Source organism: Ketobacter sp. GenoA1, assembly GCF_003671475.1.
Taxonomy (GTDB): Bacteria; Pseudomonadota; Gammaproteobacteria; order Pseudomonadales; family Ketobacteraceae; genus Ketobacter.
The window spans coordinates 957,379-972,915 of the sequence record NZ_RCHM01000042.1; the positions used below are offsets into that span (position 1 = coordinate 957,379).

Here is a 15,537-nt window from a genome sequence, read left to right on the forward strand (position 1 = left end):
CACACGACGTATCGAGGTAAAACGAATGTGCGGAATAGTCGGCATAGTTGGCCGCTCCAATGTCAATCAGACCATTTATGATGCTCTGACCGTATTACAACATAGAGGGCAGGACGCCGCGGGAATTGTCACCTGTGACCAGGATAAGCTTTATTTACGTAAAGACAATGGCATGGTGCGGGATGTGTTCCGCTCCCGGCACATGCGCCGCCTGATGGGCAATATGGGCATCGGCCATGTCCGTTACCCCACTGCCGGTTCATCCAGCTCTGCCGAAGCACAGCCTTTCTATGTTAATAGCCCGTACGGCATAACGTTGGCCCATAACGGCAATCTGACCAATGCGGCTGAAATCGGTGAAGATCTTTATAAAACCGATTTGCGCCACATTAACACCAATTCCGATTCTGAGGTGTTGCTGAATATACTGGCCCATGAACTGCAACGCCTGGGCAAGCTGGTACCCACGGAAGAAGATATCTTTACCGCCGTTTCTGCAGTGCATGAACGGTGTAAAGGGGCTTACGCTGTTGTGGCCATGATCACCGGTTACGGCATCGTCGGGTTTCGGGACCCCAACGGCATTCGTCCGGTGTGTTTCGGCGAGCGTGAAACAGCCGAGGGCATGGAATATATGATCGCATCGGAGAGTGTTGCCCTGCAGGCCATGGGGTTTGAGCTGGTGCGGGATATCGCACCGGGCGAGGCGGTCTTCATCAACATGGATGGCAAACTCTTCACCCGTCAGTGTGCTCGGCGTCCCGAGTACCGGCCCTGCATTTTTGAACACGTGTATTTGGCGCGCCCGGACTCCATCATGGATGGGATTTCAGTGTATAAATCCCGTTTGCGTATGGGAGAGAAGCTGGCGGACAAGATCAAACGGGTCTGGCCGGATCACGATATCGATGTCGTTATTCCAATTCCGGATACCAGCCGTACTTCTGCGTTGCAGCTGGCATACAACCTGGGCGTCAAATTCAGGGAAGGGTTTATTAAAAACCGTTATATCGGACGTACCTTTATCATGCCGGGGCAAAACGAGCGCAAGAAATCCGTCCGTCAGAAACTGAATGCGATTGGATTGGAGTTTCAGGGTAAGAATGTACTACTGGTGGATGATTCCATCGTGCGCGGTACCACGTGCAATCAGATTATTGAGATGGCCAGGGATGCTGGCGCCAGGAACGTGTATTTTGCTTCCGCTGCACCGCCGGTTTGTTATCCCAACGTGTATGGCATTGACATGCCTGCTGCCCGAGAGCTGATCGCCCATGGCCGTTCGGTGAAAGAGATTCAAAAGCTGATCGGCGCGGATTGGTTGGTGTATCAGGATCTGGAGGATCTGGTGGCTGCCTCTCAGGAAGGCAATCCTGAAATCCAGCATTTTGACTGCTCTGTATTTAATGGCGAGTACATTACCGGTGACATTAATACAGGCTATTTGGAGCGGCTGGAGGCCAGTCGCAGCGACGACGCCAAAAGTCAAAAAGTGTCGCAGCTGATGGTTAATAGTGAAAGTATTGACCTGCATAACACGAACTAGTGCGATTGAATAAACAGGCAGGTGACGAGTTCCATGGATCATTTTGACGATACAGCGCCATTGCATCTTGAAACCTTGGCCCTGCGGGAAGGCCAGTTGCGCACCGATGAAGGCGCCCATGGTGAACCTATATTTACCACATCCAGCTATGTGTTCGACAGCGCAGCCCAGGCCGCGGCCCGGTTTTCCGGTGACGAACCCGGTAACATCTATTCCCGCTTTACCAATCCCACGGTGCGCTCGTTTGAACAGCGTCTGGCGGCGATGGAAGGGGCGGAGCGCTGCGTGGCAACTGCATCCGGTATGGCCGCCATTCTGAGCACGGTAATGGCCTTGCTGGAGGCCGGGGATGAAATCATCAGTTCCCGCAGTGTGTTTGGTACCACCAATGTTCTGTTTGAAAAATACCTGCAGAAATTCGGTATCAAAACCACCTTTGTCTCCCTTACGGATATGGGGCAATGGGAAGCGGCGATCACCAGTAAAACCAAGTTGCTGTTTCTGGAGACCCCATCCAATCCACTGTGTGAAGTAGCAAATGTGGTTCACCTGGCCGAGCTGGCTCATAATCACGGTGCCTTGCTGGTAGTGGATAATTGCTTCTGCACACCGGCGCTGCAGCGCCCGTTGGAGTTTGGCGCGGATATCGCGCTGCACTCGGCTACCAAGTTTTTGGACGGGCAGGGGCGTTGTATCGGTGGCGCGGTATGCGGGCGCAATGAGCTGATGGAAGAGGTCTTTGGTTTTTTGCGCAGTGCCGGCCCTACCATGAGTCCGTTTAATGCCTGGGTTTTTCTGAAGGGGCTGGAAACCCTCAGCCTCAGAATGCAGGCGCATTCAGCCAATGCACTAAGGCTGGCAGACTGGCTGGAACAGCATGTGGCTGTTGAGAAAGTGTTTTATGCGGGGTTGCCCAGTCATCCCCAGCATCTTTTGGCCAGAGAGCAGCAGAGCGCATTTGGCGGCGTTTTGTCATTTCGTGTGAAAGGTGGCCGGGAACAGGCCTGGGGCGTCATCGACGATACTCGCTTCCTGTCTATAACCGGTAATTTGGGTGACGCCAAAACCACGATCACACACCCGGCCACGACCACCCATGGCCGGCTTTCTGATGAGGCCAAAGCCGAAGCAGGCATCAGTGAAAACCTCATTCGTGTTGCTGTCGGTTTAGAGCACATTGATGATATCAAAGCGGACTTGGCTCGAGGCCTTAACAAGCTGATCTGATTCACATTAAAACCAATACAACACAGGCTAGTAGGCAGAAGGCTGCTAGACTGTAACCTAAGGGTTGCAGCCGGCAGCCTTTTTTATGGTTGACTGATTATTGGTCGTGATATCAGGTCGCAGTTGTCCTAGGGAGTCCTTGTGTCCACATCCGCTTCAGCACTGATTCGTGCATTGGCAAACGTTCTACTGGGTAAAGAGGAACAGATCAAACTGGCGTTATCTTGCCTGTTGGCGAAAGGGCACTTGCTGGTTGAGGATCTGCCCGGCATGGGAAAGACAACGCTGGCCCATGCGCTGGCAAAGGTGCTTGGCCTGGAATATCAGCGCATACAGTTCACCAGTGATCTCTTGCCAGCCGATATTCTGGGTACCTCCATCTTCAATCAAACCACCACAGAGTTCGAATTTCGCCCCGGCCCTGTTTTTTCACAGGTGCTGCTGGCGGACGAAATCAACCGCGCCACACCAAAAACACAGGGTGCTTTACTCGAGGCCATGGAAGAACGCCAGATAACGGTGGACGGTAACACCTATCCCTTGCCAAAACCGTTTTTTGTGATTGCCACCCAAAACCCCATTTCCCAGATGGGAACCTACCCCTTGCCAGAATCACAACTGGATCGTTTTTTAATGCGAATCAGTCTGGGCTACCCTGATCCATCAGTAGAGCGAAAATTGCTCAACGGCTTCAATCCCCGTCAGGATATGGAAAAGCTGCCGGCGGCCATTGATGGGGAAGGGCTTGATCAGCTGCAGCAAAGCGTGACCAGGATTTTTGTATCCGACGCTTTGCTTGATTACGTGCAGCGGATTTTGGCTTTCACCCGGCAATCCAATCGTTTCAACTTCGGGCTTTCACCCCGGGCGGGAATGGCCTTGGTGCAATGCTCGCAAGCCTATGCCTTTGTCTCCGGCCGAGAACATGTCATTCCAGAAGATGTACAGGCAGTGCTGCCAGCGGTTGCCGAGCATCGCTTGGCCGGTTCCCAGGATGTGACCGGTCATGAGGGGCAGCGCCTGGTGGACAGTGTGTTAAAACAGGTTGATGTGCTGGCAGGGCGGTAAAGGTGAACAGCATTCGAGAGATGTTTAGGGGGCGCTGGGAACTTTGGCTGGATAAAAGAATTCCACCCAGAAACCGGGTTCTGTTGACCCAGAAGCGTATCTTTATTCTGCCTACCTGGATGGGGTTGGGGTATCTGCTCACTGCCTTTCTGCTTTTTGTCGCTGGTGTTAATTATGACAACACCATGATTCTGAATTTCAGTTTCTTTTTAGTCAGCCTGTTTGTTGTAAATATTCTGCAAACTTTTTCCAATTTGTCCGGAATGGAGGTGAGTGCGGGCCACTCTGAGCCAGCCTTTGTTGGGGCCGAGGCGAAGTTTGTCATTCATCTCTCCAAATCTAAACGTAAGGATCACCAGTCAATCTACTGTTATTGGCAAGGTTACGAGTCCCAGGCGTACAACTTGATACGCGATCAGCAGGTAGCAGTCACAGCATTGTTGAAAACCACTGAGAGGGGCCGTTATAAACCAGGTCGATTTAAACTGCATGCCGTGTATCCATTTGGGTTGTGTCAATCATGGACCTGGCTTGATTTGGATATGTCTGCGCTGGTGTACCCAAAGCCCATCGAATGTGAGCTTAGTAGTATCAGTGCAAGCGACCGGGAGCAGGGCAGTGCCATTATCAAAGATGGTCAGGAAGACTTTGCGGGTTTGAGAGCCTTTAATCAATCGGATTCAATGCGAATGGTGGATTGGAAAGCCTTTGCCAGGCGCAATGTACTATATAGCAAAGAGTTTCATGGTTATCAGGCCAAATCCTCCTGGCTTAAATGGAGTGAAATGCCAGCCATGGATATTGAAACCAAGCTGTCGCAGCTGTGTTTTTGGGTTCTACAACTGTCGAAAACCAACGAACCTTTCGGAATGGAGTTCCCCGGAACGCTCATCACACCAGCCACCGGCAAGCAGCATGAAGAGGACTGCCTGAAGGCACTGGCAGAGTACCCACATGGCAGACAGTAAACCCCATGTATTTCCGATGCCGCGTACCGCGTTCGTATTCTTGATAACCAGTGTAGTGTTATCGGTTTTACCTCATATGCAGCGGGTGCCCGTCTGGCTGCAGTTAGTGTTTGGGGTTGTTATGGTATGGAGGATTCAGGTCTTCAGGCAACGCCTCACGTTTCCGCCACGTTGGGTGCGTTTGTTGCTGGTTTGTTGCGGTGTATTAGCAATAGTCTATCATCATGGCACTATATTTGGGCCGGATGCTGGCGTTGCACTCCTTATAACGGCTTATTTGTTTAAGCAATTGGAGATGTATACCCGGCGCGATGCCTTCCTCGTGGTCATATTGTCCTTTTTTGTGCTGGCAACGGAGTTCCTTTTTTCCAGTTCACTGTTTACGTCGATCTATGTATTCGTCGTTTTGGTCGTAATTTCGTCTGCGTTGGTAGCGCTCAACATGAGTGGTACCAACATTGCGCTTTGGCGTCCACTGAAAGTGGCTTTGATATCGATCCTGCAGGCTGTTCCATTACTGTTGGTGCTGTTTTTTTTGTTCCCTCGCATTGGTCCGATCTGGGAACTGGGCATGCAAACGAAAATGGCCCGTACCGGACTGAGTGAATCCATATCACCGGGGGACATTGCTGAACTGTCACTGTCTACAGAACTCGCTTTCAGAGTGGATTTTGATGGCGCCATTCCGGAACCACGAGATCGTTATTGGCGGGCATTGATATTCGATCGGTTTGATGGTCGCACCTGGCATGCTCAAAAAGAGGGTGTCTATTTGCCTTTTGATCCTGCCCGCCTTGAAAAGGCAGGAGAGCCGCTCAGCTATCGGGTTTACCTTGAACCCACAGGCCAGGATTGGCTGCCGGCAATTGCCTGGGCAAACCTGAACGGAATCCGTCATAAGACTGCCAATAGTCTGGTTAACTACGCGGAGCAACTCGTCGATAACCCGGTCAGTTATGCTGTTGAAAGCTACTTTCAATACCAATATGAGGCACTTGGCATGCCCCGGGAGTCCTGGGTCCGTTATACCACTTTACCACCTTCCGGAAATTCCAGAGCACTGACCTGGGGGCGAGAACTCTATCGTCAGACAGGTGGCGCGCCCGCGCTAATCTCCAATGGGATATTGGAGCGATTTAGACGGGAGGAATTTGTCTATACGTTAAAGCCACCTAAGCTGGGAGCCAACAGTATTGATGAGTTTCTGTTTCAAACCAAAAAGGGTTTTTGCGCTCATTATGCCGGGGCGTTTGTGTATATTATGCGGGCCGCAGGTATTCCAGCCAGGATGGTGGGTGGTTACCAGGGAGGTGAGTCACATCCCATAGGCAATTACCTGCTGGTGCATCAATACGACGCTCATGCCTGGGTAGAATTTTGGGACAAAGGTAAAGGATGGGTGCATGTGGATCCCACCGCCGCCATCGCGCCACATCGAATTGAAACCGGTTCTTTACGGCAGAGCCTGGACGAGGAAAGTCTGCGCTTTTCCCCTTTCTCTGATCTGGATGTCAGAAATCTTCCTATGCTGGAAGAGTTGCGGATGATGGCGGATTATGTTGACTATCTCTGGTTCAAGAACGTGGTGTCGTTTGACCATGAGGCGCAAAACAGATTGCTGCAAGCATTTCTTGGGGAAGTTACCCCTAAACGAATTGCCTTGCTGCTGGGAATATGCGGTGGCTTCGTTGTGCTCTGTCTCGCTGGTTGGATGCTGTATTCCCAGAGGCCGATCCACCGGTTAAGCAAGGCAGACAAGCATTATATGAAGTTTCTAAGCATGCTTGCACTCAAAGGTCTAGACCGCGAGGTGGGTGAAGGTATTGATGCGTTTTCCCGCCGGGCCCAGGAGCAGTTCCCTGAACAGAAGAATAATATTAATAAAATCAGTAATATATATTCTGAAATCAAGTACTCCAAAAGTGGGGAAAGTGAATCCCAGGGCAACAAATCCGCCACAAAAAGTGATAGCATAGCGGCTCTAGAACAACAACTAGGGCAGGCGGTCGCCAGCCTCAAAATTTGAATTTGATGGATTGAATTTCTATGGGGCGGTTTCAAAAACCGATCATTCTGTCGGTAATCATCGCAATTGGCCTGTACTTTGGCGCTATGTTTCTCGGAGACTTTCACGAAACCGGGGCGGCCATTGCGAAACTGGGAGCGATCGGCTGGGCGGTTATCTTGGGGTTATCCCTGATCAACTATTTGCTGCGTTACTGGCGTTGGGAGTGGTATCTGACCAAATTGTCGGATATGGCCATTCCTCACCGCCGTCATTTGGCTTACTACGTGAGCGGATTTGCCCTGTCGACTACACCGGGAAAAGCGGGTGAAACTGTCAGGTCCCTTTATCTAAAGCAACATGGAATCAGCTTCAACAATACCATCAGCACGTTTTTCGTGGAGCGTTTTCAGGATTTATTGACCATCGTACTGATGGCCAGTGCGGCCGCTGTCCTGTTTGATGGCTATGCGCTGGTGGTGGTGCTCACGGCCGCCGTTATTTTTGGTAGTCTGCCTTTGCTCCACAGCCGATGGATCTTAGGCTGGCTGCAGCGATCCTCCAACTCTTTACCCCACAAGCCGGCGCAATTGGCGGGCCATGTATTGGACCTGTTAAATTCGTCGGCGGTTTTGTTGAAGAATAAAGAGCTGTTCGGGGGTATCATTATCGGCATAGTAGCCTGGACCGCGGAAGGCATTGGGTTCTGGTATTTGTTGGAACGATTGGGGCAGGACATCAGCCCAATCGCTGCCATCAGTATCTATGGTGTCGCGGTATTAATCGGCGCTATCTCTTTTCTCCCTGGCGGTCTGGGATCCACTGAAGCTGTCATGGGATTGTTGTTGATTGCCTCTGGAGTGCCGGAACCTGTGGCCATTGCTGCCACACTTATTTGCAGAATTGCGACCCTCTGGTTTGCGGTATTCATAGGGCTTATAGTGGCGGGAATTCTCGCTATTCGGGGCATTGTGCCCCTCTCAGGTAAAGAAGTATCGGATTTAGGTTGAATGCATGACAGATAACAAAAAACCATTGGTGGTGGACCTTGATGGTACGTTGATTAAAACCGATTTGCTGCTTGAGTCGTTTATGCTCCTGATTAAGGCAAATCCGCTCAATCTCGTTTTTGTTTTTCTTTGGCTGCTCAAGGGTAAAGCAAATCTTAAAGCAGAGATTGCCCGGCGTGTTGATATTCTGGTTGAGGTGTTGCCGTACAACGAGGCCGTTGTTGACTATCTTAAGCAACAAAAGAAGGCAGGTCGTACCATTGTCCTGGCAACTGCTTCTCACCAGCGTTATGCCCACGGTATTGCCGACTACCTCAAGCTGTTCGATGACGTGCTGTCATCAAGCGACACACTTAACCTTTCCGGCACGGCGAAGAGAAAAGCCTTGATTGATCGATTTGGTGAGGGGCAATACGCCTATGCCGGCAATGCGGATGTGGATCTGAAGGTATGGAGCCATGCCGGTTCCGCCGTTGTCGTAGGCAACGATCGGTTGGCACGAAAAGCCGGTGCATTGTGCGACATTGAAGCTTCTTTTGCTGTTGCCTCGCCATCGTTGCGAACCATCGTAAAAGCCCTGCGTGTGCATCAATGGGTGAAGAACGCGCTGATTTTTGTGCCCTTGATCACCTCGCACCAATTGCAAAGCCTGGACGTGTTGTTGATGAGCGTGCTTGGTTTTTTTGCGTTTTCCCTATGCGCATCCAGTGTGTATTTTCTGAATGATTTGCTCGATCTCAGTGACGATCGTCAACACGCAACCAAGCGCAACAGACCGTTTGCCGCCGGAACTCTGTCGTTGCTGTTCGGCATTGTGGGAACCCCACTATTACTGTTGGTCGCGATTGTTGCCTGCCTGTTCCTGCCCACGGACTTTCAGATTGTGCTGGCGGTCTACTATGTGCTGACCCTGGCCTATAGTTTCAAGTTAAAGCGTTTAGTGATGGTGGATGTTGTTACATTGGCGTCACTGTACACGGTCAGGATTGTTGCTGGCGCGGCGGCTATCGGTGTTTTCCTCTCCTTCTGGCTATTGTCCTTTTCCATATTCGTTTTTCTAAGTCTGGCTATTATCAAACGGTATACTGAGTTGATGAAACTTAAGTCCGCCAGTGCAACCAAGGCACTGGGCCGGGGTTATCAGGTGGAGGATCTGGAGCTCTTGTCTTCTCTGGGAGGGGCCAGCGGATACATTTCAGTTTTGGTGCTTGCGTTGTACATCAACAGTCCCGAAGTGAAAGGCATGTACACTGATCCGGTTCTCATGTGGCCCGCTTGTTTGATTATGTTGTATTGGGTGAGTCGTATATGGATTATTGCTCATCGCGGCAACATGGATGATGATCCCATCGTTTTTGCGTTAAAAGACAAGGCCAGCGTGATATGTGGAATATTGATAGCCGGATTTATGGTGTTGGCGGTGTAGTGTATGACTAAACCTTACGTATCCTGGGGCAGATACCCCTATCAGCAACAAATGGGTCAAGACCTGCACTGGATGCCTGATACTTTGCCTGCAACAGAAACACCGTTTCTGCCACAGGGTAATGCGCGCAGCTACGGTGATAGTTGCATGCTGCAAGAGGGCACTGTGCTTTCTACCCGGTTTATGAGGCGCTTTATCAGCTTTGATACGGAATCCGGGGTGATGCGCTGCGAGGCTGGCACTACATTAGCGGATATCCTTGCCGTGGCGGAGCCACAGGGCTGGTTTTTACCGGTAACACCGGGTACCAAATTTGCCACCGTTGGCGGCTCCATCGCCAATGATGTTCATGGCAAGAACCATCATGTGGCGGGAACCTTTGGCTCCCATGTGATTCAGTTTGAGCTGTTGCGCAGCGACGGTTCAAGGCGGGTCTGTTCCAGCACTGAAAACGCTGACTGGTATGCTGCCACTATTGGCGGACTGGGCCTGACCGGGTTTATTACCTGGGCGGAACTGCAACTGAAAAAAGTGTCCAATTCCGCTATCAATGCTGAGAATATCAAGTATGAAAACCTTGCCGAATTTTTCCGGCTCTCAGAGGAATCGGAGCAGGATTATGAATACACAGTAGCCTGGGTTGATTGCCTGGCCGCTGGTAACAAGCTTGGTCGTGGCCATTTTACCCGGGGTAATCATGCCCGTCCGGTTCAGCCCAGGCCGCCGCGGCCGGGTACGCAACTGAGCATGCCGTTGGATCCGCCGGTATCCCTGGTGAACAGCCTGTCTTTGAAAGCGTTTAACTGGCTCTATTATAATCGTCAATTGGACAAAGTTTCCTATCAGACGATGCACTATGATCCGTTTTTCTACCCTCTGGATCACATTCATAATTGGAATCGAATGTACGGGCCAAAAGGTTTCCTGCAATACCAGTGTGTGATTCCCATGGAAAACAGTGAAGCCGCCATAACAGAGCTTCTACAGCGCATCGGCAGAGCCAATTACGGATCTTTTCTTGCAGTATTGAAAGTATTCGGTGATGTTCCAACGCCGGCACTGCTTTCCTTTCCCAGGCCGGGCACCACCCTGGCACTGGATTTTCCCTATAAAGGCAGTCTCACCATGCACCTGTTTGATCAACTTGATGAGGTGGTGGTGCAGGCGGGCGGTGCCCTGTATCCCGCCAAGGATGCGCACATGAAAGCTGAGCACTTTCAGTCGTTTTATCCGAATGCCAGCAAGTTGCAACACTTTAAAGATCCTCATATAACCTCCAGTTTCTGGCAGCGAGTAATGGAATCAACATCATGAAAAATTGGATTATTATTGGAGCGACCTCTGCCATTGCGGAGTCGGTTTGTCGGCTTTGGGCGGTTCGTGGTTACAGCCTGTTTCTGGTGGCTCGAAATCAGAGCAAGCTGGACACTTTAGCAAATGATTATCAAGTAAGAGGAGCCGCCAAGGTTCATACTCACTTGCTGGACGTAAACGCTACGGATTCCCATCAGCCCTGTTGGGATGCCGCACTGGACGCCATGGGCAGGATAGATGGCATCCTGATTGCCCATGGTACCTTGCCCGACCAGAAAGCATGTGAAGCATCCTATGAAACCGCGTTGGCTGAAATCAATACCAATGCGCTAAGCGTGATCTCACTCTGCACGCTTGCAGCCAATGAATTTGAGAAGCAGGGAGCGGGGAATATAGCGGTTATTTCCTCAGTGGCGGGGGATCGGGGGCGACAGTCCAACTATGTTTATGGCGCGGCCAAGGGAATGGTTACCCTGTTTCTACAGGGGTTGCGAAACCGGTTGTTCGCATCCGGGGTTCACGTTCTGACCGTGAAACCCGGATTTGTCGACACACCGATGACCACGGAATTTGATAAGGGTGGACCGCTTTGGGCAACGCCGGACCAGGTGGCTGCCGGTATTGTCAGTGCCATCGATAAGAAACGTAATGAAGTCTACTTACCCTGGTTTTGGTGGGGGGTTATGCTGATCATCAAAAACATCCCTGAATTCGTCTTCAAGCGATTGAGTTTGTAAATGCGTTTTATTCCCCTGTTATGCGTTCTTTTACCGGCATTGACCGCCTGCTACTCGGGTGAGAGCGACTCTCTGCGAGCCCCTGTTTCCAACGAAGGTGTGTCGGTCACGATACAGGCAAACCTGCCGGCGGGCTTACTCCAGGCCAACGTAGCTGCCTCCTATTTTCAGGATGGTCGCAAAGCGGCGCTTGTTGGTGGTGACATCATCGTTGCCGAAAGTGATACCGATTCCTCTATTTTGCGTTCATTGCAGAATTTGAGTGGGGATTACTCCACAGTTGTGGATTTTTCAGACGCCACGGCGGGGATTGAGTTTGCTGTGGATTTTGATCCGGTCGCTGCGCGAGCTGATCGTTGGTATCCGGTTGATGAGCTGCTGGTGGACCCGGGCCCCGGGGAGTTGGTGGGTTACCGCACGCAAGTTGCGTTTCCGGAGGCCATTGTATTGAGTTCGCCGTTATCCAATGAGATCTATACAACGCGAAGTCAGGAGATTGTGCTCAGTTGGACGTCTTCACCCGATACTGAGCAAACCCGGTTTACCAGTGTGCAGACCTGTTTCTCGGGCTCCCGCGAGGTGCAATGGGGAACATCCGACATTCTATCCAGTGCGGATCCGGGTTCCCATACGGTATCTGTTGGTGAATTAATACCGTCCACCAATTTTATTACTCAAGTCACCAATACGCTCAGCGCTCTCAGTGTTATTATCGTAGGCTCTATACTGGAGACCTATTCATTCGGATTGATTGGGCGCCAGGATATAAAAATTGAAACTTTCGACTTGGAATATTGCACCCTGTCATTAACCGTGTTCCGCGAAGTCGGGAACGATCTGGGTGCGGATATCAGCGGCGGATTCGCCATTGGCAGCACCAGCGACACCGTAACAGTGGAGTATCGGCCTTGAAGTCTTTATTGCTCCCATGGTTGTCGGTGATGGTTTTGGGTATGTACTCTGCGGTGGGTCACGCAGACACCGGTTCAGTTGAATCCCGGCAAGTTTACCTGTTGCTCAGCTATGATTGGTTGGATGTGGCAGACGCAGACTTTGATAATTCATTGTCGGCGGAAGCGGGAGTGCTATGGCATCTGCAGCAGCGTTTTTACCTGGAAGCAGCGGTTACCGGAATCAATGATGCATCCACTCCCACACAGGAGGATAATACCGGCTCTTACCAACTCACCTTAGACAGTGTGGAGTTGCTGGCGGGTATTCATTACCAAACCGAAACTGATTGGATGGACTCATTGGTATTGTTTGGTCGCGGTGGGCTGCTTGCCTATCGTATGGAGATAACCCTCGACGAGGCATTCTATGGCCTTAAACCATCCGGTAGCGACACTGCTTCCGATTCCGGTTGGGGATTTTATGTCGGTGCGGGTGTGCTTTGGGATCTGAAGAACCGGTGGCTGCTGCGTTCCGAGTTTACCTACAAACAACGTTCGGATTTTCTTGATGACAGCAGCAAGCCTTTCGATGTGCGAAGTACCGGTATCAATATTGGCATAGCGAGAACATTCTAGAGCAATAAAAAAGCCCCGCAGAACGGGGCTTTTTTATTGGCTTCTGATCTTAGGCGTCCTGGGCCACCTGGATCTTCACTTTGTCAGCCACTTCCTGATACTCAGGCATCTTATCAAAGTTCATGTAGCGATAGATGTCAGCAGCCATGCTGTCAATATCTTGCGCGTATGTCATGTACTCTTCTGCGCTAGGCAGTTTACCCAGAACCGCAGCCACCGACGCCAATTCAGCAGACCCCAGATACACATTCGCTCCCTGGCCCAAACGGTTGGGGAAGTTGCGGGTAGAGGTGGAAACCACTGTGGATCCAGGTGCGACGCGAGCCTGGTTACCCATACACAGAGAACAACCGGGCATCTCAGTGCGGGCACCGGCGCGGCCGTAAATGTTGTAGTAACCTTCTTCCATTAATTGGTGCTCGTCCATCTTGGTGGGTGGTGCCAGCCACAGGCGTGTGCTCAGGGAACCACCGGGCACTTTATCCAACAGCTTACCGGCTGCACGGAAGTGGCCGATATTGGTCATGCAGGAGCCAATGAAAACCTCATCGATTTTGTCACCGGCCACATCAGACAGGGTTTTGGCATCGTCTGGGTCATTGGGGCAGCACAGGATGGGCTCTTTGATCTCATCCATATTGATTTCGATAACTTCGGTGTACTCGGCGTCCGCATCGGCACGCATCAAAGATGGATTGGCGAGCCATTCTTCCATGGCGGTGATGCGGCGTTCCAGAGTGCGAGCAGCACCATAGCCGTTGGCAATCATCCACTTCAGCAGCGTGATATTGGATTTCAGGTACTCAGCAACGGATTCTTCAGACAGGGTAATGGTGCAACCTGCTGCTGAACGTTCCGCGGATGCATCGGACAGTTCGAAAGCCTGTTCTACGGTGAGATCTTCCAGCCCTTCAATTTCCAGCACCCGGCCGGAGAAGATGTTCTTTTTGCCTTTTTTCTCAACGGTCAGAAAACCGGATTTGATGGCGTACAGCGGAATAGCGTGTACCAGGTCGCGCAGAGTGATTCCGGGTTGACGCTTACCGGTGAATTTGACCAATACCGATTCGGGCATATCCAGAGGCATGACGCCGGTGGCTGCGGCAAACGCGACCAAGCCCGAGCCAGCCGGGAAGGAAATGCCAATGGGGAATCGTGTGTGGGAATCACCACCGGTGCCCACCGTGTCCGGCAGCAACATACGGTTCAGCCAGCTGTGGATAATACCGTCACCAGGGCGCAGGGATACGCCGCCGCGATTCATAATAAAGTCGGGCAGGCTGTGCTGCATTTCCACATCCACAGGTTTGGGGTAGGCCGCTGTGTGGCAGAAGGACTGCATGGTAAGATCGGCTGAGAAACCCAGGCACGCAAGATCCTTCAGTTCATCACGGGTCATCGGCCCGGTGGTGTCCTGCGAGCCCACTGTGGTCATTCTGGGTTCGCAGTATTGGCCGGGGCGAACACCTTCAACGCCACAGGCTTTTCCGACCATTTTCTGCGCCAGAGTGAAGCCCTTATCCGAAGCGGCAACATCAACAGGGGAACGGAACAGGTCGGATGCACCCAATCCCAGTGCTTCCCGGGCCCGGTTGGTCAGGCCACGGCCGATGATCATATTGATACGGCCACCGGCGCGAACCTCATCGATCAGAACGTCGGACTTCAACTGGAATTCTGAAATCACTTCATCGGAGTCGTGCTTTGTGATTTTGCCTTCATAGGGATAGATGTCCACCACATCGCCCATGTTCAGATCGGATACATCCGCTTCGAAGGGCAGGGCGCCGGCATCTTCCATGGTATTGAAGAAAATCGGTGCGATTTTGCTGCCGATACAGATACCGCCTTGTCGCTTGTTGGGAATATACGGAATGTCATCACCGGTAAACCACAGCACCGAGTTGGTGGCGGACTTACGGGATGATCCGGTACCCACAACGTCGCCCACATAGGCAACGGTATGGCCTTTGGCTTTAAGGGCTTCAATCTGGCTGATGGGGCCGATTTCACCGGGCTTCTCCGGGGTGATGCCTTCCCGTTCGTTTTTCAGCATGGCGTTGGCGTGCAACGGGATGTCCGGTCGCGACCATGCATCCTGGGCTGGGGACAGGTCATCGGTATTGGTTTCACCGGTCACCTTGAACACCGTGATGGTGATTTTTTGCGGCAGTTCAGGCTTGCTGGTGAACCACTCACCATCAGCCCAGGATTGCAGAACTTTCTTGGCATTCTCACTGTTCTTGGACTTTTCGACCACATCGTGGAATGCGTCGAATACCAGGAGGGTTTTACTCAGGCCGGCAACGGCCAGATCGCCCACTTCGGCATCATCCAGTAAATCAATCAATGGCTGGACGTTGTAGCCACCGAGCATGGTGCCCAGCAATTCAGTGGCTTTGCGCTTGTCAATCAGCGGAGAGGTGGCCTCACCTTTTGCGACCGCAGCCAGAAAACCTGCCTTTACGTAGGCAGCCTGATCAACACCGGCAGGAACACGATAGGTCAACAGCTCTACCAGAAAGTCTTCTTCTCCGGCGGGTGGATTCTTCAGCAACTCCACCAGATCGGCGGCTTGTTTCTCGTCCAAGGGCTTGGGTGGGATGCCTTGGGCGGCACGTTCTTCTACATGTTTGCGATAAGCTTCGAGCACGGTATGACCTCTCTACAGTGTGACTTCGATTGCGGTGGGCCGGTTTTGCCAGCC

The 15,537-nt window shown here is 51.8% G+C and carries 12 protein-coding genes; 11 read left to right on the forward strand and 1 reads right to left on the reverse strand.

Features of this window, described 5'->3' with window-relative positions; translation table 11 throughout:
* The first annotated feature begins 25 nt into the window (after window positions 1-25).
* The 11 genes from purF to D9N13_RS18145 all read left to right on the forward strand — a co-directional run bounded on the left by purF (window position 26) and on the right by D9N13_RS18145 (window position 12,830).
* The gene (purF, locus tag D9N13_RS18095; RefSeq protein ID WP_290592907.1) at window positions 26-1,546 is read left to right on the forward strand and encodes an amidophosphoribosyltransferase; all 1,521 of its coding nucleotides are present in this window, start codon (window positions 26-28) and stop codon (window positions 1,544-1,546) included.
* A 33-nt stretch (window positions 1,547-1,579) separates the two neighbouring features.
* Entirely contained in the window at window positions 1,580-2,773 is a 1,194-nt protein-coding gene (locus D9N13_RS18100) for an O-succinylhomoserine sulfhydrylase (protein ID WP_290592909.1), read from the forward strand.
* Window positions 2,774-2,914: 141 nt separating this feature from the next.
* Complete coding sequence (locus D9N13_RS18105; RefSeq protein ID WP_290592911.1) at window positions 2,915-3,841, forward strand: AAA family ATPase; 927 nt, start codon at window positions 2,915-2,917, stop codon at window positions 3,839-3,841.
* Window positions 3,842-3,966: 125 nt separating this feature from the next.
* Window positions 3,967-4,809 carry a DUF58 domain-containing protein gene (locus D9N13_RS18110; RefSeq protein WP_290592913.1) on the forward strand — a complete coding sequence of 281 codons (843 nt, stop codon included), beginning with the start codon at window positions 3,967-3,969 and terminating at the stop codon, window positions 4,807-4,809.
* A complete protein-coding gene (locus D9N13_RS18115; protein WP_290592915.1) occupies window positions 4,796-6,835 on the forward strand; it encodes a DUF3488 and transglutaminase-like domain-containing protein in 2,040 nt (679 codons plus the stop codon). Before D9N13_RS18110 ends, D9N13_RS18115 begins: the two co-directional genes overlap by 14 nt.
* 20 nt (window positions 6,836-6,855) lie before the next feature.
* On the forward strand, window positions 6,856-7,824 hold the full coding sequence (locus tag D9N13_RS18120) for a YbhN family protein (protein ID WP_290592917.1): 969 nt from the start codon (window positions 6,856-6,858) through the stop codon (window positions 7,822-7,824).
* A gap of 4 nt (window positions 7,825-7,828) precedes the next feature.
* The gene (locus D9N13_RS18125; protein WP_290592919.1) at window positions 7,829-9,250 is read left to right on the forward strand and encodes a UbiA family prenyltransferase; all 1,422 of its coding nucleotides are present in this window, start codon (window positions 7,829-7,831) and stop codon (window positions 9,248-9,250) included.
* Between the two features lie 3 nt (window positions 9,251-9,253).
* Window positions 9,254-10,564, forward strand: coding sequence for an FAD-dependent oxidoreductase (locus D9N13_RS18130; RefSeq protein ID WP_290592921.1), 1,311 nt, complete (start codon window positions 9,254-9,256; stop codon window positions 10,562-10,564).
* Window positions 10,561-11,301 carry an SDR family oxidoreductase gene (locus D9N13_RS18135; RefSeq protein ID WP_290592923.1) on the forward strand — a complete coding sequence of 247 codons (741 nt, stop codon included), beginning with the start codon at window positions 10,561-10,563 and terminating at the stop codon, window positions 11,299-11,301. The genes D9N13_RS18130 and D9N13_RS18135 overlap by 4 nt, the downstream gene beginning before the upstream one ends.
* Window positions 11,302-12,213 (forward strand): hypothetical protein, encoded by a 912-nt coding sequence (locus tag D9N13_RS18140; protein WP_290592925.1) that lies wholly within the window; start codon window positions 11,302-11,304, stop codon window positions 12,211-12,213.
* Complete coding sequence (locus D9N13_RS18145) at window positions 12,210-12,830, forward strand: outer membrane beta-barrel protein (RefSeq protein ID WP_290592927.1); 621 nt, start codon at window positions 12,210-12,212, stop codon at window positions 12,828-12,830. Before D9N13_RS18140 ends, D9N13_RS18145 begins: the two co-directional genes overlap by 4 nt.
* Window positions 12,831-12,879: 49 nt before the next feature.
* Here the strand turns inward: D9N13_RS18145 and acnB are convergent, their stop codons facing one another.
* On the reverse strand, window positions 12,880-15,483 hold the full coding sequence (gene acnB, locus D9N13_RS18150; protein ID WP_290592930.1) for a bifunctional aconitate hydratase 2/2-methylisocitrate dehydratase: 2,604 nt from the start codon (window positions 15,481-15,483) through the stop codon (window positions 12,880-12,882).
* Between the last annotated feature and the right edge of the window lie 54 nt (window positions 15,484-15,537).